Origin of the sequence: Streptomyces sp. NPDC001843, from assembly GCF_042891955.1 — a bacterium.
GTDB lineage: Bacteria > Actinomycetota > Actinomycetes > Streptomycetales > Streptomycetaceae > Streptomyces.
On record NZ_JBIATQ010000019.1, the window covers coordinates 108,308 to 124,685 of the forward strand.

The window sequence follows — 16,378 nt, forward strand, 5'->3', positions numbered from 1 at the left end:
CACTGCGCCACTGACAACGCCTTGAAACCCCGGGGCGGGGGCGAGCCCCGAAGGGGCGGCTACGCCGGTGCCATCAGCAAGGGCCGCGCCCGCTCCCGCAGCTCCACCACCCGCGGCTCGTCCCCGTACGGCTCCAGCCGGTGCAGGAGGTCCTTCACGTACTCCGTGGTCCGCGCGGACGAGATCCGCCCGGCGACCTCCACCGCCCGCACCCCCTGCTCGCAGGCCGCGTCCAGATTGCCCGACTCCAGCTCGGCGACCGCCGAGACGACGAGCCGGAGCCCGTGCGAGCGCACGAACTCCTCCGTCGGCTTGGACAGGGCCTGCTCGGTGAACCGGCGGACCTGCCGGGGCGCCTTCAGATCGCGGTAGCACTCCGCGGCGTCCGCGGCGAAGCGGTCGTAGCCGTAGAAGCCGAGCCAGGAAGGGTCCTGGTCGCCGTCGCGGGACCGCTCCAGCCAGCTCTCGGCCGCCTTCAGGGCGGACCCGGCCGCGTGGGCGTCGTTCGCGCGCGCGTGGGCGCGTGCCTCGACCAGGTGGAAGAAGCTCATGGTGCGGGCGGTGGCGAGGCCGCGGTTGCGCTCCACGGCGGCCTGCGCGAGGTCGACGCCCTCGTCGCCGAAGCCCCGGTAGGTCGCCTGCAACGACATGGACGCCAGCACATAGCCCCCGAGGGGGACGTCCGCGGCCGCGCGCGCGAGGCGCAGCGCCTGGATGTAGTAGCGCTGGGCGGCCTCCTGCTGGCCGGTGTCGAAGGCCATCCAGCCGGCGAGGCGGGTGAGTTCCGCGGTGGCGCCGAACAGGGCACGGCCGACCTCGTCGGAGTACGAGCCGAGCAGCAGCGGCGCCGCCTCCACCCTGAGGCACTCGGGCACCATGGACGAACGCCAGTCGCCGCCCCCGTATTTGGAGTCCCAGCGCCTGGCGTCCTCGGCTGCCTCCCGCAGCTTCTGCACATCGCTGTGGCCGACTTTGATCGGTGCGCCGGAGCCCTCGGAGGGGTTCGCGTCCCGCGCGACCGAGCTGTCGGCGGGGGTTATCAGCCACCGTGAGGCGGGCGTTGCGTATGCGCTCACTGCGAACGACCCGGCCAGCGACTGCCAGATGCCGCCGGAGCCGGCCCGGCGTCCGGCGAGGTCGAGACGGTACAGGTCCGTCGCCGACCGGACCGCCTGTCCTACGTCCCTGGGGAAGGCGAGGCCCACTTCGGGTGCGGGATCCGCGTCCGCCAGGCCGATCTCGTGGAGCGGCACCGGGCGGCCGAGTTTCTGGCCGATGGCGGCGGCGATGAGGTGCGGCGCGGCGCCCTGCGGCACCATGCCCTTCGACACCCAGCGCGCCACCGACGTCTTGTCGTAGCGAAGAGTCAACCCGCGTTGAGCGCCAAGGTCGTTGACGCGTCGCGCGAGTCCTGCGTTGCTGATTCCCGCGAGGGCGAGAACGGCGCCGAGTTTTTCGTTCGGCCCGCGTTGCTCCCTGGACATGCGCCACCCCTCGACACAGACGGCTGCCGCTTTGGCATAACCACGCGGCATTCGTAAACCCAGCGTAGTTCGCCGCATCCCAAGCGTTAAGGGGCATTGTTCCGGATGGCGGGATTGTGGTCCGTACCGGAGTGGCGACCGCTCACGCACCGTGCACGGACTGTCGCGGCGTGCCCCCGCCGTGTGGCCGTGCGCCCGTCCGTGCGCTCTACTCCGGCCACCGGGGGAGCGGTTCCATGGCTGTCGCGTGGGTCGGCCCGCTGTACTGGATCCAGTGGGCTGGGGGACACCGCCGCCTTCATCCCCGCGGGTGGCGGACCGGTCCGGGAGGCGATGCCCGCCTCCCGGACTGTGCGCACTCTGTGCACTGCGCAGAGCATGTACGGAGCGTGCGCAAGCCTGCGCGCGCCACGCCAATTTGGCTGAAAATCGACCCCGCCTTTCGCAGGTGATCACCGCTCCTACCACGGTAGTTGAGGGCGCGAAGGGCGTTTTCGGGGAGCATTTCGGGGGCGCATTCGTGTCGCAGCCGCCCTGTGCCGTACGGGTGTTGGCCTCTCCCCGACTGCCGCACGGGCACGCGCGCGTGGGCGCGCCGATGGTATCCGAGGCGGCGCCGTCATCACTCGGGGGCGCGTTCTTCATGGCAGCATGGGATCCGGTTCGAACGGTGCACTGGTTGTCCACAGGCTGTGGAGGCGTCCATGCGGTGGTTGGTGGGATGGAGCAGCACCGCCACGGGCGCCGCCGGAATCGGCTCCGCCGGTGCCATAGGGGACGACGGCGAGACCGTGCACCCGATCGGTTCCCAACTCCTGTGGGGCGACCCGGACCCCCTGTGGGCGGTCGGCGACTGGCGCCCCGACGAGGTGCGGGTGGTGAAGGCCGACGCACAGAACCGCATCGCCGTCCTGGGCACCTGCGGCGCCTCCGACGAGGAACTGCGGCTCGGCCTGTTCACCGCGCGCGGAGGCGCACTGAGACACCTGACGACCTGGCCGGGCAGCTACACGGCCGTCGTCCAGGTCGGCCGCCGCGTCACCGTCTGCGGCGACCTCGCGGGCGCCCGCCCGGTGTTCCACACCCCCTGGGCCGGCGGCACTGCCTACGCGACGGCCGCACTGCCCCTCGCCGACCTCATCGAGGCCAACCTCGACTTCGGCCACCTCGCGGCCCTGCTCGCCGCCCCCGAGGTACCGGCCGCGCTGTACGACTCCACGCCGTACGACGGCGTGCGCCGCGTTCCGCCGGGGCATGCGCTCATCCTGCGCGCGGGGGCGCGCGAGATCGCCGGGTACGAGCCGGTCGCCTCCCTCGCGGTGGCAGCGCCGTCGGCCGACCCCGACCGCGCGGTGGACGCGGTGCGGGACGCACTCGTCGACGCCGTCCGCGCCCGCCTCTCCGCACCCCGGCACGTCCCCGGAGCCGACATAGACCCCGGGCCCGTACCCGGCATGGGACCCGCCGAGCGGCGGGCCGCCCGCGGAATGCCGGTGCCGGGCATCGGCGCGGACCTGTCCGGCGGACCGGGCTCCGGCACCCTCGCCCTGCTCGCGGCCGGGCTTCCCGGCAGGCCGGGAACCGTCCTGGGCCACGGCACGGGCGCGGGGGAGCGGCTGCTCGCCGTCACCTTCAACGACCTGGCCGTGGGCGGCCGGGAAGCCGAACTCCAGCGCGCGGGAGCGCTCGCGGCCAACCCGCGCCTGCACCACGTCGTCGTGACCGGCGGCGAGGAGGTCCTTCCCTACGCCGACCTGGACGGCCCGCTCACCGACGAACCCGGGCCCTCTCTGATCTGGGCGGCCCGCCACCGCGCGCGCCTCGCCGCCGGCAGCGCGGACCACTTCACCGGACACGGCGCCCGCCAGGCCCTGGACGCGCATCCCGCCCGCCTGGCGGACCTGCTGATGGACCGCAAACGGCGCCACCTGGTGCGACCGGTCGCCGCGCTGGCCAAGGCGGACGGCTCGGTGATGGTCCCCGCGCGCGTGTACAGCGCGGCGCGGCGGCTGGCACGGACGCCGTACCGGGCCGGCGTGGAGGCCCTCGCCGAGCGGCTGATGCGCCGCCGTTTCGAGGAACCCTCAGGCGCGGTCGGAGCGTCCCTCGCGGCGCTCACCTGGGCCAGACCCGGGCCGGCGGCACGTTGGCTGACCGGGGAGGCACTCGCTGAAGTATCGGTTCTGCTGCAGGGGGCGGTGAACCGCCCCGGCGTCGGCCCCGGCCAGCGCCCCGGCGACCACCGCGCGCGTGCCGCCCTGGCCCGCTACGCGGCGGACATCCGGGTCCTCCAACAGGCCGCCGAGATCCGCTTCCAGCGCCTGCACGCCCCCTTCCTCGACAACCAGGTCGTCCGCGCCTGCCGCGACCTCCCCGAGGCCCTCCGGGTCCAGCCGGGGGCGCGCGCCGACATCCTGCGCACGGTCCTGGAGGGCACCGGCATCACCGACCTCCCGCCCGGCTGGGGCGCCCCCACCCACGCCTCCTCGGACGCCGCCGCCCGCACGGGGCTGAGGATGGCGGCCGACGACCTCATGTCCCTCTTCGGCACCCCCCTGCTCGCCGAGGCCGGACTGGTGGAGGCCCGCGTCGTCCGCAAGGCCCTGCGCGGCGCGGCGGCCGGCGAGCCCCTCCCCCTGGACGGCCTCGCCGACCTCGTCTCCCTGGAACTGTGGCTGCGCCGCCTGCTCTCCCGCCGGGGCACCTGCTGGACGGGGACACCCGCCCGCGCTCGTGCCGTGCCCTCCGGGATCACTCCGCGGCGGGGGGCGTTGGCCTCCGGGGGTGAGTCGGTCGCCCGGTACTGACGGGACCGCCCCTGGGGACTGCCGCCCCAGGCCCCCGCTTCGGCCTGACGGCCTCGTCCTCAAACTCCCCCGGAGGGGGCACCCCCAGACGGGCTGAAATACACGCACCCGGCGCTTCCCAGGGCGCCACAATGATCCGATGCGGTACAGACTCCTGGGCCCGACCCAAGCGACGGACGACCAGGGCGCCCTCATACCCCTCGGCCCCCGTCTGCGCCTCCTGCTCACCGCCCTCGCCCTGCGCCCCGGCCGCGCGGTCACCCACGACACCCTGATCGACGAGGTCTGGGCGGACGATCCGCCGCAGGACGCCCCGGCCGCCCTGCAGGCGCTGGTCGGCCGTCTCCGTCGCAGCCTCGGCAGGGACGCCGTCGCCTCCGACCCCGGCGGGTACCGGCTGACGGCGAGCGAGGACGACGTGGACCTCTTCGTCTTCGAGCACATGGTCCGCGACGGCGCCGCCGCCCTCGACCGCGACGACCCGGCCACCGCCTCCCGTGTCCTGACCGACGCCCTCGCGCTGTGGCGCGGCCCCGCCCTGGCCGACCTCCCCGACCGCACCGCCGCCACCCGCCCGGACGCCCTCCACCTGGAGGCGACCCGCGCCCGGGCCGAGGCGGCCCTGCGGCTCGGCCGCCCCCACACCGTCGTACCGGAGCTGACGGAACTGACCACGACCCACCCCTACGACGAGCCCCTGCACGCGCTGCTCATCCGCGCCCTGCGCGACACGGGCCGCACCGCCGACGCCCTCGCCGCGTACGAATCCGCCCGCCGCACCCTCGCCGACTCCCTGGGCACCGACCCCGGCCCGGAACTGAAGGCGCTGCACGCGTCGTTGCTCGAACAGCAGACACCACCGGCACCGGCCCCGCCCCGCCGCACCGGCAACCTCCGCCCCCGGCTGACCTCCTTCGTCGGACGGGAACCCGAACTCGACGCGGTTCGTTCCGACCTGCACAGGGGCCGTCTCGTCACCCTGACCGGACCGGGCGGCTCGGGGAAGACCCGTCTCGCCGAGGAGGCCGCCGCCGGGCATCCGCAGGCCTGGCTGGTCGAGCTCGCCCCGCTCGACCGGCCGGAAGCGGTCCCCGGCGCGGTGGTCAGCGCGCTCGGACTGCGCGAGACCGTGCTCATGACCAACGAGCTGGCCGTCCCGCAGGCCGACCCGGTCGCCCTGCTCGTCGAGTACTGCGCCCCACGCAGCCTGCTCCTGATCCTCGACAACTGCGAACACATCATCGACGCGGCCGCCCGCCTCGCCGAGACGCTGCTCACCCGCTGCCCGGGACTCACGATCCTCGCCACCAGCCGCGAACCCCTGGGTGTGCCCGGTGAGTCGGTGCGCCCCGTGGAACCTCTCGTCCCCGAGCAGGCGCACCGCCTCTTCGCGGAACGCGCGGCGACGGTACGCCCCGACGCCGCCGCCGTGCTGAAGGACACCGCGGCCGTGGACGAGATCTGCCGCCGCCTCGACGGTCTGCCGCTCGCCATCGAACTGGCCGCGGCCCGGCTCAGACTGCTCACCCCGCGGCAGATCGCGGACCGCCTCGACGACCGTTTCCGCCTCCTCACCTCCGGGAGCCGCACCGTCCTGCCCCGCCAGCAGACCCTGCGCGCCGTCGTCGACTGGTCCTGGGAACTGCTCGAGGAGCCGGAGCGGACGGTGCTGCGCGAGGTGGCGGTGTTCGCCGGCGGCTGGGACCTCGCGGCGGCGGAGGCCGTGTGCACCGGCCCGGTGGCCGAGCTGCTCGGCGCCCTGGTCGACAAGTCCCTGATCGTGGCCGCGCCGTGCGAGCGGGGCAGCGGCATGCGGTACCGCATGCTGGAGACCATCCACGAGTACGCCGCCGAGCGCGCCGCCGAGGCCCCCGGCCTGCGCGCGACCGCCGAGCGACGGCACCGCGCGTGGGTGCGCGCGCTGGTCGAGGAGGCCGAACCGCTGCTGCGGTCCGCGGAGCAACTGCCCTGGATCACCCGCCTGGAGACCGAGCTCGACAACATCCGCGCGGCCCTCGACCGGGCGGTGCGCACCGGTGACGAGGAGGAGGCCGGCGCGCTCGCCCTCGACATGGGCTGGTTCTGGTGGCTGCGGAACTACCGCCAGGAGGCCGTGGAGTGGGTGCAGCGCGTCCTGCGCCTCGGCGTCGCCCTGGACACCGCCCCCGAGGGCGCCCCGCCGGCGGAACTCGCCGCCCTGGCCGAATCCGCCGACCCGGTGGACGCCCTGCTCCAAGCCCCGGACGGCGGTGCCGGACACCCCCGGTACGACCTGCGCATGGACCTGCGGATGCTGCAACTCCTCCTGACGTCCGAGGCGGGCACCCCGGAGCTCGCGACGGACGAACGGGGACCCGCCTACCTCGCCCGGGTGCGGGAGGCGTTCGAGTGCGGCGGCCCGCGGGCCGCCCGCATGCCGGGCCTCGTCTGGCCGATGACCGGCTACTACCTGGACGGCGGCCCGGTGCACGACATCAGGGCCATCCTCGACAAGGCGGTCGCCAACTGCCGTCGGTACGGCGGTGACTGGGAGATCGGAACCCTCCTGATGTTCCGCACCCACATGGTCGTCGACTCGCCCGGCAACCTGCAGGGCGTGGACGACGACCTGGCGGAGCTGCGGGTGCTCTCCCGACGCGTGGGGGACCGCTGGATGCGGGCGCAGGTGTGCAGCGCGGCGGGCGAGGCGGCCATGGCGCGCGGCCGGTTCGACGAGGCCGGGAGCGAGTACGAGGAGGGGCTGCGGCTCGCCTACGAGGTGGGCGCCCACACCGAGTCGCCGTTCCTCCTCGCCCGCCTCGCCGAGATCGACTACCGGTCCGGGAACCGGGACAAGGCGCTGGCCGGCCTGGAAGAGGCGAGCGTGGCGGCCGAACGGTACGGGGTGGCGGACGCCCGGGGGTTCATCCTGCTGCTGCAGGCGCACCTCGCGCAGGCCGGCGGGGACTTCGTCCACGCCCGCACGCTGTGGGAGGAGGCCTGCGCGGAGACGCGGCGCGGCACACCCCCGCCGCAGTTCATGGCGGGACTGCGCGCGACGGAGGCCCTCATCACGGCCGGTGAGTCCGGTCCGGCGAAGGCCTTGCCGATCGTCACCGACGCCCTGCGGGAGGCCGCGGAGAAGCGGTGCGCCGAGACGATCACGGCGACCCTCGTGGACATCGCCGCGGACCTGCTGGCCCGGCTCGGCGACCTGGCGGGCGCCGTCCGGCTGTTCACCGCCGGTGAGCGCTGGCGCGGCGGCCATCCGCGCCCCGAGCCGGAGCGCACCGAGGCCGAGCGCATCGACGCCGCCGCCCGCGCCATCCTGCCCGGCGACCGCTACACGGCCGAGCGGGACCGGGGCGCCACCCTCACCGTGGACGACGTGCTGTGCGAGCTGGGCAGGACCCCGACCGCTAGCGCCGGCTGAACCCTGCCCGAGCCCGGTCCGCGAGGGGGACGGCGACCGAGAAGGACACCCTGCCGAGGCCCGGCGTCGGGGCGTGGACGCCGGCCGGTGCGTCACGAGCGTCGCAGGAGCGGTGCAGATCGATGGTGACGGAGACCACCGTCACGTCGAACCGCAGCTCGCCCCACCGGCAGACCGCCGGCGTCGGCGGGGGAGGTGCCGGGGTGGGCGGCGGGCTGGGGCTCGGCTCGGCCGGAGGCGGCGGAGTCCGCGTCGGAGCCGACGCCTGAGCGGACGGCGAAGCCGGCGTCGGTCCGGTGTCCGGCCGATGCGCAGGGGCGGAGGCCGCGGTGGGGGGCGCTGTGGCGGTCGGGCTCGGGACCGCCTCGGCCACGGCGACCGGTCGGGCGTGCCCCGGCTTCTTCCCCGGGGGTGTCGGGACCGGCGACTGGGGCCCGGGACGGACCGCGGGCGCGGACGGCGGGGGCGCGGCCGTCCGCACGGCAGGTTCGTGATGGTTCACCAGGGTGAGCACCACCGCGGCCACCCCGGCCGCGGCCACCCCGGCCGCGATACCGGCCTTCACCGGCACACCCAGCCCCTCCGAGACCACCGCCCCGCCCCCGCCCGCCCCGCCGGACGAGCCGCCCGCAGCGGCCGCGGCGCCCACCCCGGCACCACCGACGACGATCCCGAGCGCCTTGGCGTACCCGGCGGTACCGAACCAGCCGATGACCGCGACCGGCACGACGGCGGGGATGCCACCGGCGATCTCCTCGATCTGGGTGGCCGCCAACCGGCACCTGGCGCACTCCTGAAGGTGCCCCCGCAGCCCCCGCTCGGCACGGGTGCGCAGCCTGCGCCGGGCATAGTTGCCGAGCTGGTCGGCATAGCGGGCGCACTCCTCGTCACCGGCGAGGGCCGCGCTGACATGCGCCTGCAGATACGCCTGCCTCAGGCCCTCACGGGCACGGCTGGCGAGCACCCGCGTGCCGCCCGCGTCCAGCCCGAACAGGGCGGCCACCTGGCTCGGAGACTCGTTCTCCACCTCGGTGTGCCACAGCACGGCCTGCCAGCGCTCCGGCAGCGAGCGGAACGCCCGCATCGCCAACGACTCCTCGGCCTCGTGCATCGCGCGGACATCGGCACCGGGTTCCACCGTGCCGCCGTCCTCGGACACGCGCGCGCACTGCGCCGCGAACACCGCGAAGTCGTCGACCAGTTGCTCACGCCGGGACGACTTCGCCCAGTGCGCGGCGACGCGCCGCACCGAGGTGAGCAGATAGGCGCGCACGGCGTGCGACGGCCCCGAGCCGCCGCGCACCGCCTGCAGCATGCGGGCGAACACCTCGGCGGTCAGATCGTCCGCGGTGTACGCGTCACGGCAGCAGCTACGCGCATATCGGCGGACCGCGTCCGCGTGCCGCCGGTACAACTCCTCGTACGCGCGGTCGTCGCCCGCGCGCATCCGCCCGATCAGCTCGCCGTCGGCCGACGGTCGCCCCCGCGGCGGTACGAAGCCACCCTCGCGCTGCGCCGGGACACCGGCCTCGGCACGGTCCTGCGGTAACGGAGCCCGGCCACCCTGGCCAGGGACCTGCGGGGAGGTCAGCCCGCCGGTCTCCGCGTCACCGTCACCGAGCGACCCGTCCCGCCCGTCACCACTCATCGCGGAAAGCCCCCGCCACCAGCCCAGCCCGACCCGATCACCGGGCCAGACTGCCACAGCGGCCTTCGCCGAGGGCTTCGCCGCAACGGACTTCCACTCGTCCGAGCGGACCCGCCGCCGCACGGTACGGGCGTCACCCGGACGGGGAGGGCCCTGTCAACCCACCCCGCCCGGATGCCGACCGCGCCGGTCAGCGTTGCCGGGCAAACGCCCTCGACCCGTCACGCAGGCCGGGACCGCAGCCCCTCCAGCAGGATGTCGAGCAGCCGCGCCGAGGCAGCCGCCTGCTGGGCCGCGTCCGGCAGCGCGGGCGCCGCCGTCGCGATCACCAGCAGCACGTCCGACACCGACACGTCCGGCCGTAGTGCGCCCGCCGCGCGCGCCCGCTCCACGAGCTGGCCCACCACGTCGAGCAGTGCCGTCGCCCCCGCGTCGCCCTCGGCCACCGCCGCCGGCTGTTCGGGCACCAGCCGCAGCTCACCGCCGCCCGGCTGCGTCCGCTGCTGCGGCACCCGCGCCTGCTCGGCCACGGCGTCGCCGCCGTCCTCCAGGACGCCGACCCGCAGCACCTGCGGCGGCAGCAGCCGCCCCGCCCCGGACGCCACCGACGTGCGCAGGAAGCGCGACAGTGCCGACCACGGCTCGTCCTCCTGACCGAGCGCCGCACGCGCCTGGTCGGTCAGCCGGGAGGTCTCCTCCTCGGCTATCCGCCGCACCAGGACGTCCTTGCTCGGGAAGCGCCGGTACACCGTGCCGACGCCGACCCGCGCGCGCCGCGCCACGTCCTCCATCGGCGCGCCGTAACCCAGCTCGCCGAAGACCTCGCGCGCCGCACGCAGCACGTGCTCCAGGTTGCGCTGTGCGTCCACCCGCAGCGGCGTCGTCCGCGGACCGTTCCCGCGTCCGTTGCCCGCCGCCGCGGTCATCGCCCCGCCCACCGCCGTGCCACCGGGCGCGATGGCGGACGCGGATGCCCAATGAGTGTCCTGAACATGCATGAGTGTTCCCCCGGTAAATGACGTCTCCCCCCGGAGACTCTCCCCGCCACTGAATTCCGGAGTGCTCGATCAGGCGCCGTTCCCCGACCGTTCGGGACCGCCCGTCGCGGACCCGTTCGACCACATGCCCTACACCCCGTGGACACGAACATAGTTGAGAGCCTGTCAATTCAGAAGGGGCAGGTTCCGCACAGAGCGCCCCCCGATCGGAGTACGAGGCGCATACGTCCCGGTTCCGCACCCTCGCGTCGCCCGGTCCGACTGCTCTGACCTGCCCGCTTTCGCCCCGATCCCCCGATCCGGCCAACCCGGCGCACGCCCGCGCGCCGGTCACACAAATTGTCGTGGCTGTGGACAAACAACAGCGCCGGGTGCGTCATGGGATGGTGAAGGAACGTGCGCGCATTCTCGTTGTCGGCGGCGGCTACGTCGGGATGTACACGGCCCTGCGGCTTCAGCGAAAGCTGAAACGGGAGCTCAGGCAGGGCGCCGTCGACATCACTGTCGTCACTCCCGACCCCTATATGACGTACCAGCCGTTCCTACCGGAAGCGGCCGCCGGTCTGATTTCCCCTCGCCACGTCGTCGTACCGCTGCGCCGCGTACTGGACCAGTGCCACGTCGTCATCGGCGAGGTGACCTCCATCGACCACGAGAAACGCACCGCCACCCTCACCACGCTCGCCACCGAGGAGGGCGGCCCCGTCGAACAGGCCGCCTACGGCGAACTCGTCCTCGCCCCCGGCTCGATCTCCCGCACGCTCCCCATCCCCGGCCTCGCCGAGCACGGCATCGGATTCAAGACCGTCGAGGAGGCCATCGGCCTGCGCAACCACGTCATCGAGCAGCTGGACATCGCCTCCTCCACCCGCGACCCCGCGATCCGGGACGCCGCCCTCACCTTCGTCTTCGTCGGCGGCGGCTACGCCGGGGTCGAGGCGCTCGCCGAACTCGAGGACATGGCCCGGTACGCCACCCGCTACTACCACAACGTCCGGCCCGAGGACATGAAATGGATCCTCGTCGAGGCCTCCGACCGGATCCTGCCCGAGGTCGGTGAGGAGATGGGCCGCTACACCGTCACCGAGCTGCGCCGCCGGGGCATCCAGGTCCTGCTCGAGACCCGACTGGACTCCTGCGTCGACCGCGTCGCCGTACTCAGCGACGGCCAGCGCTTCCCCACCCGTACGGTCGTGTGGACGGCCGGCGTCAAACCCAGCCCCCTGCTCGCCGCCACCGACCTGCCCCTGGGCGAGCGCGGCCGGCTCGCATGCACCCCACAGCTGACCGTCGACGGCACCGAACACGCCTGGGCCGCGGGCGACGCCGCCGCCGTCCCCGACGTCACCGCCGCCGAACCCGGCACCCTCACCGCACCCAACGCACAGCACGCGGTCCGCCAGGCCAAGCTCCTCGGCGACAACATCGTCCACACCCTGCGCGACGAACCCCTCGAGACGTACGCCCACAAATACGTCGGCTCCGTCGCCTCCCTCGGACTCCACAAGGGCGTCGCACAGGTCTACGGACGCAAGCTGAAGGGCTACCCTGCCTGGTTCATGCACCGCGTGTACCACCTCAGCCGGGTGCCCACCTTCAACCGCAAGGCCCGGGTGCTCGCCGAGTGGACCCTCGCCGGACTCTTCAAACGGGAGATCGTCTCCCTCGGATCGCTCGAACACCCCCGTGCGGAGTTCGAACTGGCGGCCGGTGGAAAACCTCCTCACAGCCCCAAGGACAACCCGAAGGGGTCGTCCTGACCGGACCCAGGAACTCCACGGCCCCTACCGGCGTCTGACGGATGTCGCCGCGGACGGCCACCTGTCAGACTGCCCCACGATCTCGGACGGGCGCCCGCCCGCCCACAGCACCCACGAGGCTTTCCCCACTGTGAACTTCACGCGCTGGAGCGCCCGGCTCCCCGGAACGCAGCGCCGCGCCGCAGCGCGGACCGAGAACACGGTCTCCCCGGACCGGCCAGGAGAAGGCATCGTGCCCGCCGCCCGCGCCGAACAACTGACCGACGGCACACCGCCCGTACCCGCCGTCGACGAACTCCCCGCGCGCGAGGTCCTCGACCGCGTCCCCGCCCTCGTCGCCCTGGTACAGGGCCCCGACCACCGCATCGCCTACGTCAACGACGCCTACACCGCGGCATTCGGTGTACGCCCCCTCGGCGCACCCGCGCGCGAAGCGCTCCCCGAACTGGCCGAACTCGGCCTGCTGCCCCTCCTCGACCAGGTCCTGCGCAGCGGCAGACCCCGCACGCTCAAGTCCCGCAAGGCCCTCGACGGTCGCTCCTACACCTTCACCTGCACCCCCGTCGCCGAGGACGCGGAGCGCGCCGGCGGCGCCGTTCTGGTCTTCGCCACCGACGTCACCGACCACGCCGAGGCCGCCGCCCGCCTGCGCGCCAGCGAACGCCGCCAGCGCGAGACGGCGGTGACCCTGCAGCGCTCCCTGCTCCCGCAGGAACTCGAGCAGCCCGACGACCTCCGCATCGCCGCCACCTACCAGCCCGGCGGCACGGAGGCCGCGGTCGGCGGCGACTGGTACGACGTGATCACCCTCGGCGGGGGACGCACCGCACTCGTCATCGGCGACGTCATGGGCAGAGGCGTGCGGGCCGCCGCAGTCATGGGCCAGCTCCGTACGGCGGTCCGCGCCTACGCCCGCCTCGACCTCCCCCCGCACGAGATCCTCCAGCTCCTCGACGGACTCGCCGCGGAGATCGACGCCAACCAGATCGCCACGTGCGTGTACGCCATCCACGATCCCAACGAGGGCCGGCTGGTGTACGCCTCCGCCGGCCACCTGCCGATCCTCGTCCGCGACGAGACCGGCACCGTCCAGCGCGCCGACGAACCGACCGGCCCGCCGCTCGGCACCGGCGGCTGGATGCACGCCTCCGGCTCCGTGCCGCTGGCCCCCGGCTCCACCGCCGTCCTCTACACCGACGGCCTGGTGGAGCGGCGCAACGAGGACCTCGACGAGGGCATCGCCTCCCTCGAGGGCGCCCTCGCCGGCGCGACCGGCACCCCTCAGGTCATCTGCGACCGCCTGGTCCGCTCGGCCGGCGTCACCGCCGACCACGACGACGACGTGGCCGTCCTCGTCCTCCAGCACCCCGCCCGCACCGGCCCCGACGGCGAACTCTTCCGCAACGCCGCCCTGGAACTCCTCGGCGGCGTCGAGGCGGCCCCACGCGCGCGTGCGTTCGCCTCCGGGGTGCTGACCAGCTGGCGCTTCCCGGCCGACCTCCACGACCTCGGGGTCCTCGCCGCGTCCGAGCTGGTCGCCAACTCCCTCCAGCACGGCACCCCGCCCACGCGCCTGCGTCTGCGCCGCACCGACCGTCGCCTCATCGTCGAGGTCACCGACGGCGACGACCACCTCCCGCGCCGCCGCCGCGCGGAACCGGGCGACGAATCGGGACGGGGCATCGCCATCGTGGCCACCATCGCGTCGAACTGGGGCTCCCGTAAAACACCGGGAGGCGGGAAGGCCGTGTGGTGCGAGTTCGTACTGCCCCGGCCGTGAGAACCCCCGGTGAGGCCTACGCCTCCGCGATCACCGGCTCGGCACTCGCGCCGCCGCGGGCGACGACCCTGCTCCGGGCAGCCGCCCAAGGCCGGTCCTGAGCGGCCGTGAGCGACCGGCCGAGCCGCACCGCGAGCACGCTGATGCCGAGCGAGAACAGCAGGAACGTCACGATGTACGGGGCGGGCAACGAGGCGCCCAGCGGGCCGCCCACCGCCGGCCCGACGGCCAGTGCCAGTTGCTTCACCAGGGCGAAAGCGGAGTTGTACTGCCCGGCCATGCCCTCCGGCGCCAGATCCGCCACGAGCGGGGCGACCGTCGGCGACAGCATCGCCTCACCCAGCCCGAACAGGGCGTACGTCGACACGAACGCGGCGGTCGCCATCTCCCGGCTGCCGTGCCCGAGGCCCGCGTACCCCGCGGCCAGCCAGGCCACTGCCCAGATCAGACCCACACCGGCGATCACACGCGACCGCCGGCTCCGCTCGACGAACTTCAGCACGGCGAACTGCGCGACGACGATCATCAGCGTGTTCGCGGCCAGCGCGGTACCGAGCGCGGAGGTGGATATCCCCGCGGCCTCCACACCGAACGCGCTCAGCCCCGACTCGAACTGCCCGTAGCAGGCGAAGAACAGCACGAAACCCAGCACGCACAGCTGCACCATCGCCCGGTTCCCGAGCAACTGCTGCCAGCCGCCCTCGGCCGACCCGGCCGGCGCGTCCTCGATCCGCGGCGAGTGCGGCATCCGCACGGTCGACATCATCACGACGAGCAGCAGGAAGATCGCCGCCTCGATCGCGAACAGCAGAGTGAACGAGGAGACCCGGGTCGTGTCGACGAGGTGGCCGCCGATGAGACCGCCGACCCCCAGCCCCAGGTTCTGCAGGAAGAACTGCGTCGCGAACGCCCGCGACCGCGTCTCCGCCGCCGAACACTCGACGATCATCGTCGCCAGCGCCGGCTGCATCACCGCCTGCCCGGCCCCCAGCGCCGCCGCCGACAGCAGTACGGTCACCGAGCCGCCCGCCAGCCCCAGGCTCAGCGCCCCCAGCGCGGCCATGACCAGGGCGGCGAGCAGGACCGGCAGTGGACCGCGCCGCACGATCGCCCGGCCGGCGAACGGCAGCACGATCAGCGCGGCCACGGCGAAGACCGCGAGGACGAGCCCCGCCGTCATGGCCCCCAGCCCCCGCACCTGCGCCACATAGACGTACAGGTAGGGGACGGTGAAGCCGAGCCCGAACGCGCTGAGTGCGTTGCCCACGTGGATCCGGCGCATCGCTGCGCCCATCGCCCTGGTCACGTTCACCTCTCTAACGAGTTAGATGTGAAGACTTTGAACCTAAACTTTCGAGTTGAAGAGTACATATCGAAGGACTTAAAGGCAAAGGCACCGCGTGCGATACTGCGCACATGGCCGACACCCCCGGCAGCGTCAGCAGCGAGCCGACACTCGACGAGCAGATCGCCGCCTACCAGCGCGAGTTCCAGGACCTGGACCCCCAGGTGGAGAAGATCGTCTCGGCGCTGTCACGCCTGAACCGGCGGATGAACGTCGCCTACGGCCGCCAGACCTCCGCCCTGGGCATCAGCAACGCCGAGTGGGAGGTCCTCAAGGGCCTCGTCCTCTCCGGTGCCCCCTACCGTCTGGGCCCCAGCGACCTCGCCAAGCGCCTCGGCCTCACCCCGGCCGCCATGACCCACCGAATCGACCGCATGGTCTCGGAGGGTCTGGTCACCCGTGAGAGGGACGAGTCCAACCGCGTCCGCGTCATCGTGGAGCTGACCCCCGAGGGGAGGGAGAAGTGGCTGGAGGCCATGCGCCTGGCGACCGTCTTCGAGGAGGACCTGCTCCAGGACCTCTCCCCCGCGGAGCGAACAGCCCTCGGCGAAGTCCTGACGAGGCTCCTGCGCCGGGTGGAACACGCCCAGCCGGACGCCGGCGGCCGGCTCAGCGACCTCGACTGAGCCGCAGTAAAAGATCTTGACAGGGGTTGCTTGACACTCCCCGGCCCGATCCGTAAGGTTCTTCGGGTTGCCACGGAGCCGTAACGGTTCTCTGGCAGCACCTCCGCCGCCACGAGCGGCACCACAAACCACTAGTACGATCTCCCGACGGGGTTGATTTCGGCGTGCCCGAATTCAATTCGAATAGGGACTCGGCGGCCCGATTGGGAATCGCAGAGACGATCCGCTAAGGTTTGAGACGTCGGAACGGCCGAAGGGCCGGGAGGACAACCCCCTCTGACGGGGAATCAGACGCCGAAAGGATCTGATAGAGTCGGAAGCGCCGGAAAGGGAAACCGTGAGAGCGGGAAACCTGGAAAGCACCGAGGAAATCGGATCGAGAAAAGATCTGATAGAGTCGGAAACGCAAGACCGAAGGGAAGCGCCCGGAGGAAAGCCCGAGAGGGTGAGTACAAAGGAAGCGACCGTTCCTTGAGAACTCAACAGCGTGCCAAAAATCAACGCCAGATATGTTGATA

Annotated in this window: 9 protein-coding genes; 5 read left to right on the forward strand and 4 right to left on the reverse strand. The window is 73.2% G+C overall.

Annotation, left to right across the window (positions count from 1 at the left end; all coding sequences use genetic code 11):
- Positions 1 to 59: 59 nt before the first annotated feature.
- On the reverse strand, positions 60 to 1,484 hold the full coding sequence (locus ACFYZQ_RS35435) for an MFS transporter (RefSeq protein WP_388803017.1): 1,425 nt from the start codon (positions 1,482 to 1,484) through the stop codon (positions 60 to 62).
- 704 nt (positions 1,485 to 2,188) lie between these two features.
- On the opposite strand from ACFYZQ_RS35435, the gene ACFYZQ_RS35440 reads away from it, so the two are divergent.
- Both ACFYZQ_RS35440 and ACFYZQ_RS35445 read left to right on the forward strand, forming a co-directional pair.
- Entirely contained in the window at positions 2,189 to 4,291 is a 2,103-nt protein-coding gene (locus tag ACFYZQ_RS35440) for an asparagine synthase-related protein (RefSeq protein WP_389157011.1), read from the forward strand.
- A 139-nt stretch (positions 4,292 to 4,430) separates the two neighbouring features.
- On the forward strand, positions 4,431 to 7,703 hold the full coding sequence (locus ACFYZQ_RS35445; protein WP_389157015.1) for a BTAD domain-containing putative transcriptional regulator: 3,273 nt from the start codon (positions 4,431 to 4,433) through the stop codon (positions 7,701 to 7,703).
- Here ACFYZQ_RS35445 and ACFYZQ_RS35450 read toward each other — a convergent pair.
- Together ACFYZQ_RS35450 and ACFYZQ_RS35455 are read right to left on the reverse strand one after the other, a co-directional pair.
- Positions 7,690 to 9,351 (reverse strand): RNA polymerase sigma factor, encoded by a 1,662-nt coding sequence (locus ACFYZQ_RS35450; protein WP_389157018.1) that lies wholly within the window; start codon positions 9,349 to 9,351, stop codon positions 7,690 to 7,692. The genes ACFYZQ_RS35445 and ACFYZQ_RS35450 overlap by 14 nt on opposite strands.
- Positions 9,352 to 9,572: 221 nt before the next feature.
- Positions 9,573 to 10,349 carry a TetR/AcrR family transcriptional regulator gene (locus ACFYZQ_RS35455; protein WP_389157020.1) on the reverse strand — a complete coding sequence of 259 codons (777 nt, stop codon included), beginning with the start codon at positions 10,347 to 10,349 and terminating at the stop codon, positions 9,573 to 9,575.
- A 383-nt stretch (positions 10,350 to 10,732) separates the two neighbouring features.
- On the opposite strand from ACFYZQ_RS35455, the gene ACFYZQ_RS35460 reads away from it, so the two are divergent.
- Both ACFYZQ_RS35460 and ACFYZQ_RS35465 read left to right on the forward strand, forming a co-directional pair.
- The gene (locus tag ACFYZQ_RS35460) at positions 10,733 to 12,109 is read left to right on the forward strand and encodes an NAD(P)/FAD-dependent oxidoreductase (protein WP_389157023.1); all 1,377 of its coding nucleotides are present in this window, start codon (positions 10,733 to 10,735) and stop codon (positions 12,107 to 12,109) included.
- Positions 12,110 to 12,239: 130 nt separating this feature from the next.
- Entirely contained in the window at positions 12,240 to 13,889 is a 1,650-nt protein-coding gene (locus tag ACFYZQ_RS35465; protein WP_389157025.1) for a SpoIIE family protein phosphatase, read from the forward strand.
- A gap of 16 nt (positions 13,890 to 13,905) precedes the next feature.
- On the opposite strand, the gene ACFYZQ_RS35470 is transcribed toward ACFYZQ_RS35465, so the two are convergent.
- Positions 13,906 to 15,171, reverse strand: a complete 1,266-nt coding sequence (locus ACFYZQ_RS35470) for an MFS transporter (RefSeq protein WP_389157048.1) — start codon at positions 15,169 to 15,171, stop codon at positions 13,906 to 13,908.
- Between the two features lie 134 nt (positions 15,172 to 15,305).
- Between ACFYZQ_RS35470 and ACFYZQ_RS35475 the strand changes: the two genes are divergently transcribed.
- Positions 15,306 to 15,860 carry a MarR family winged helix-turn-helix transcriptional regulator gene (locus ACFYZQ_RS35475; protein WP_389157027.1) on the forward strand — a complete coding sequence of 185 codons (555 nt, stop codon included), beginning with the start codon at positions 15,306 to 15,308 and terminating at the stop codon, positions 15,858 to 15,860.
- Positions 15,861 to 16,378 lie beyond the last annotated feature (518 nt).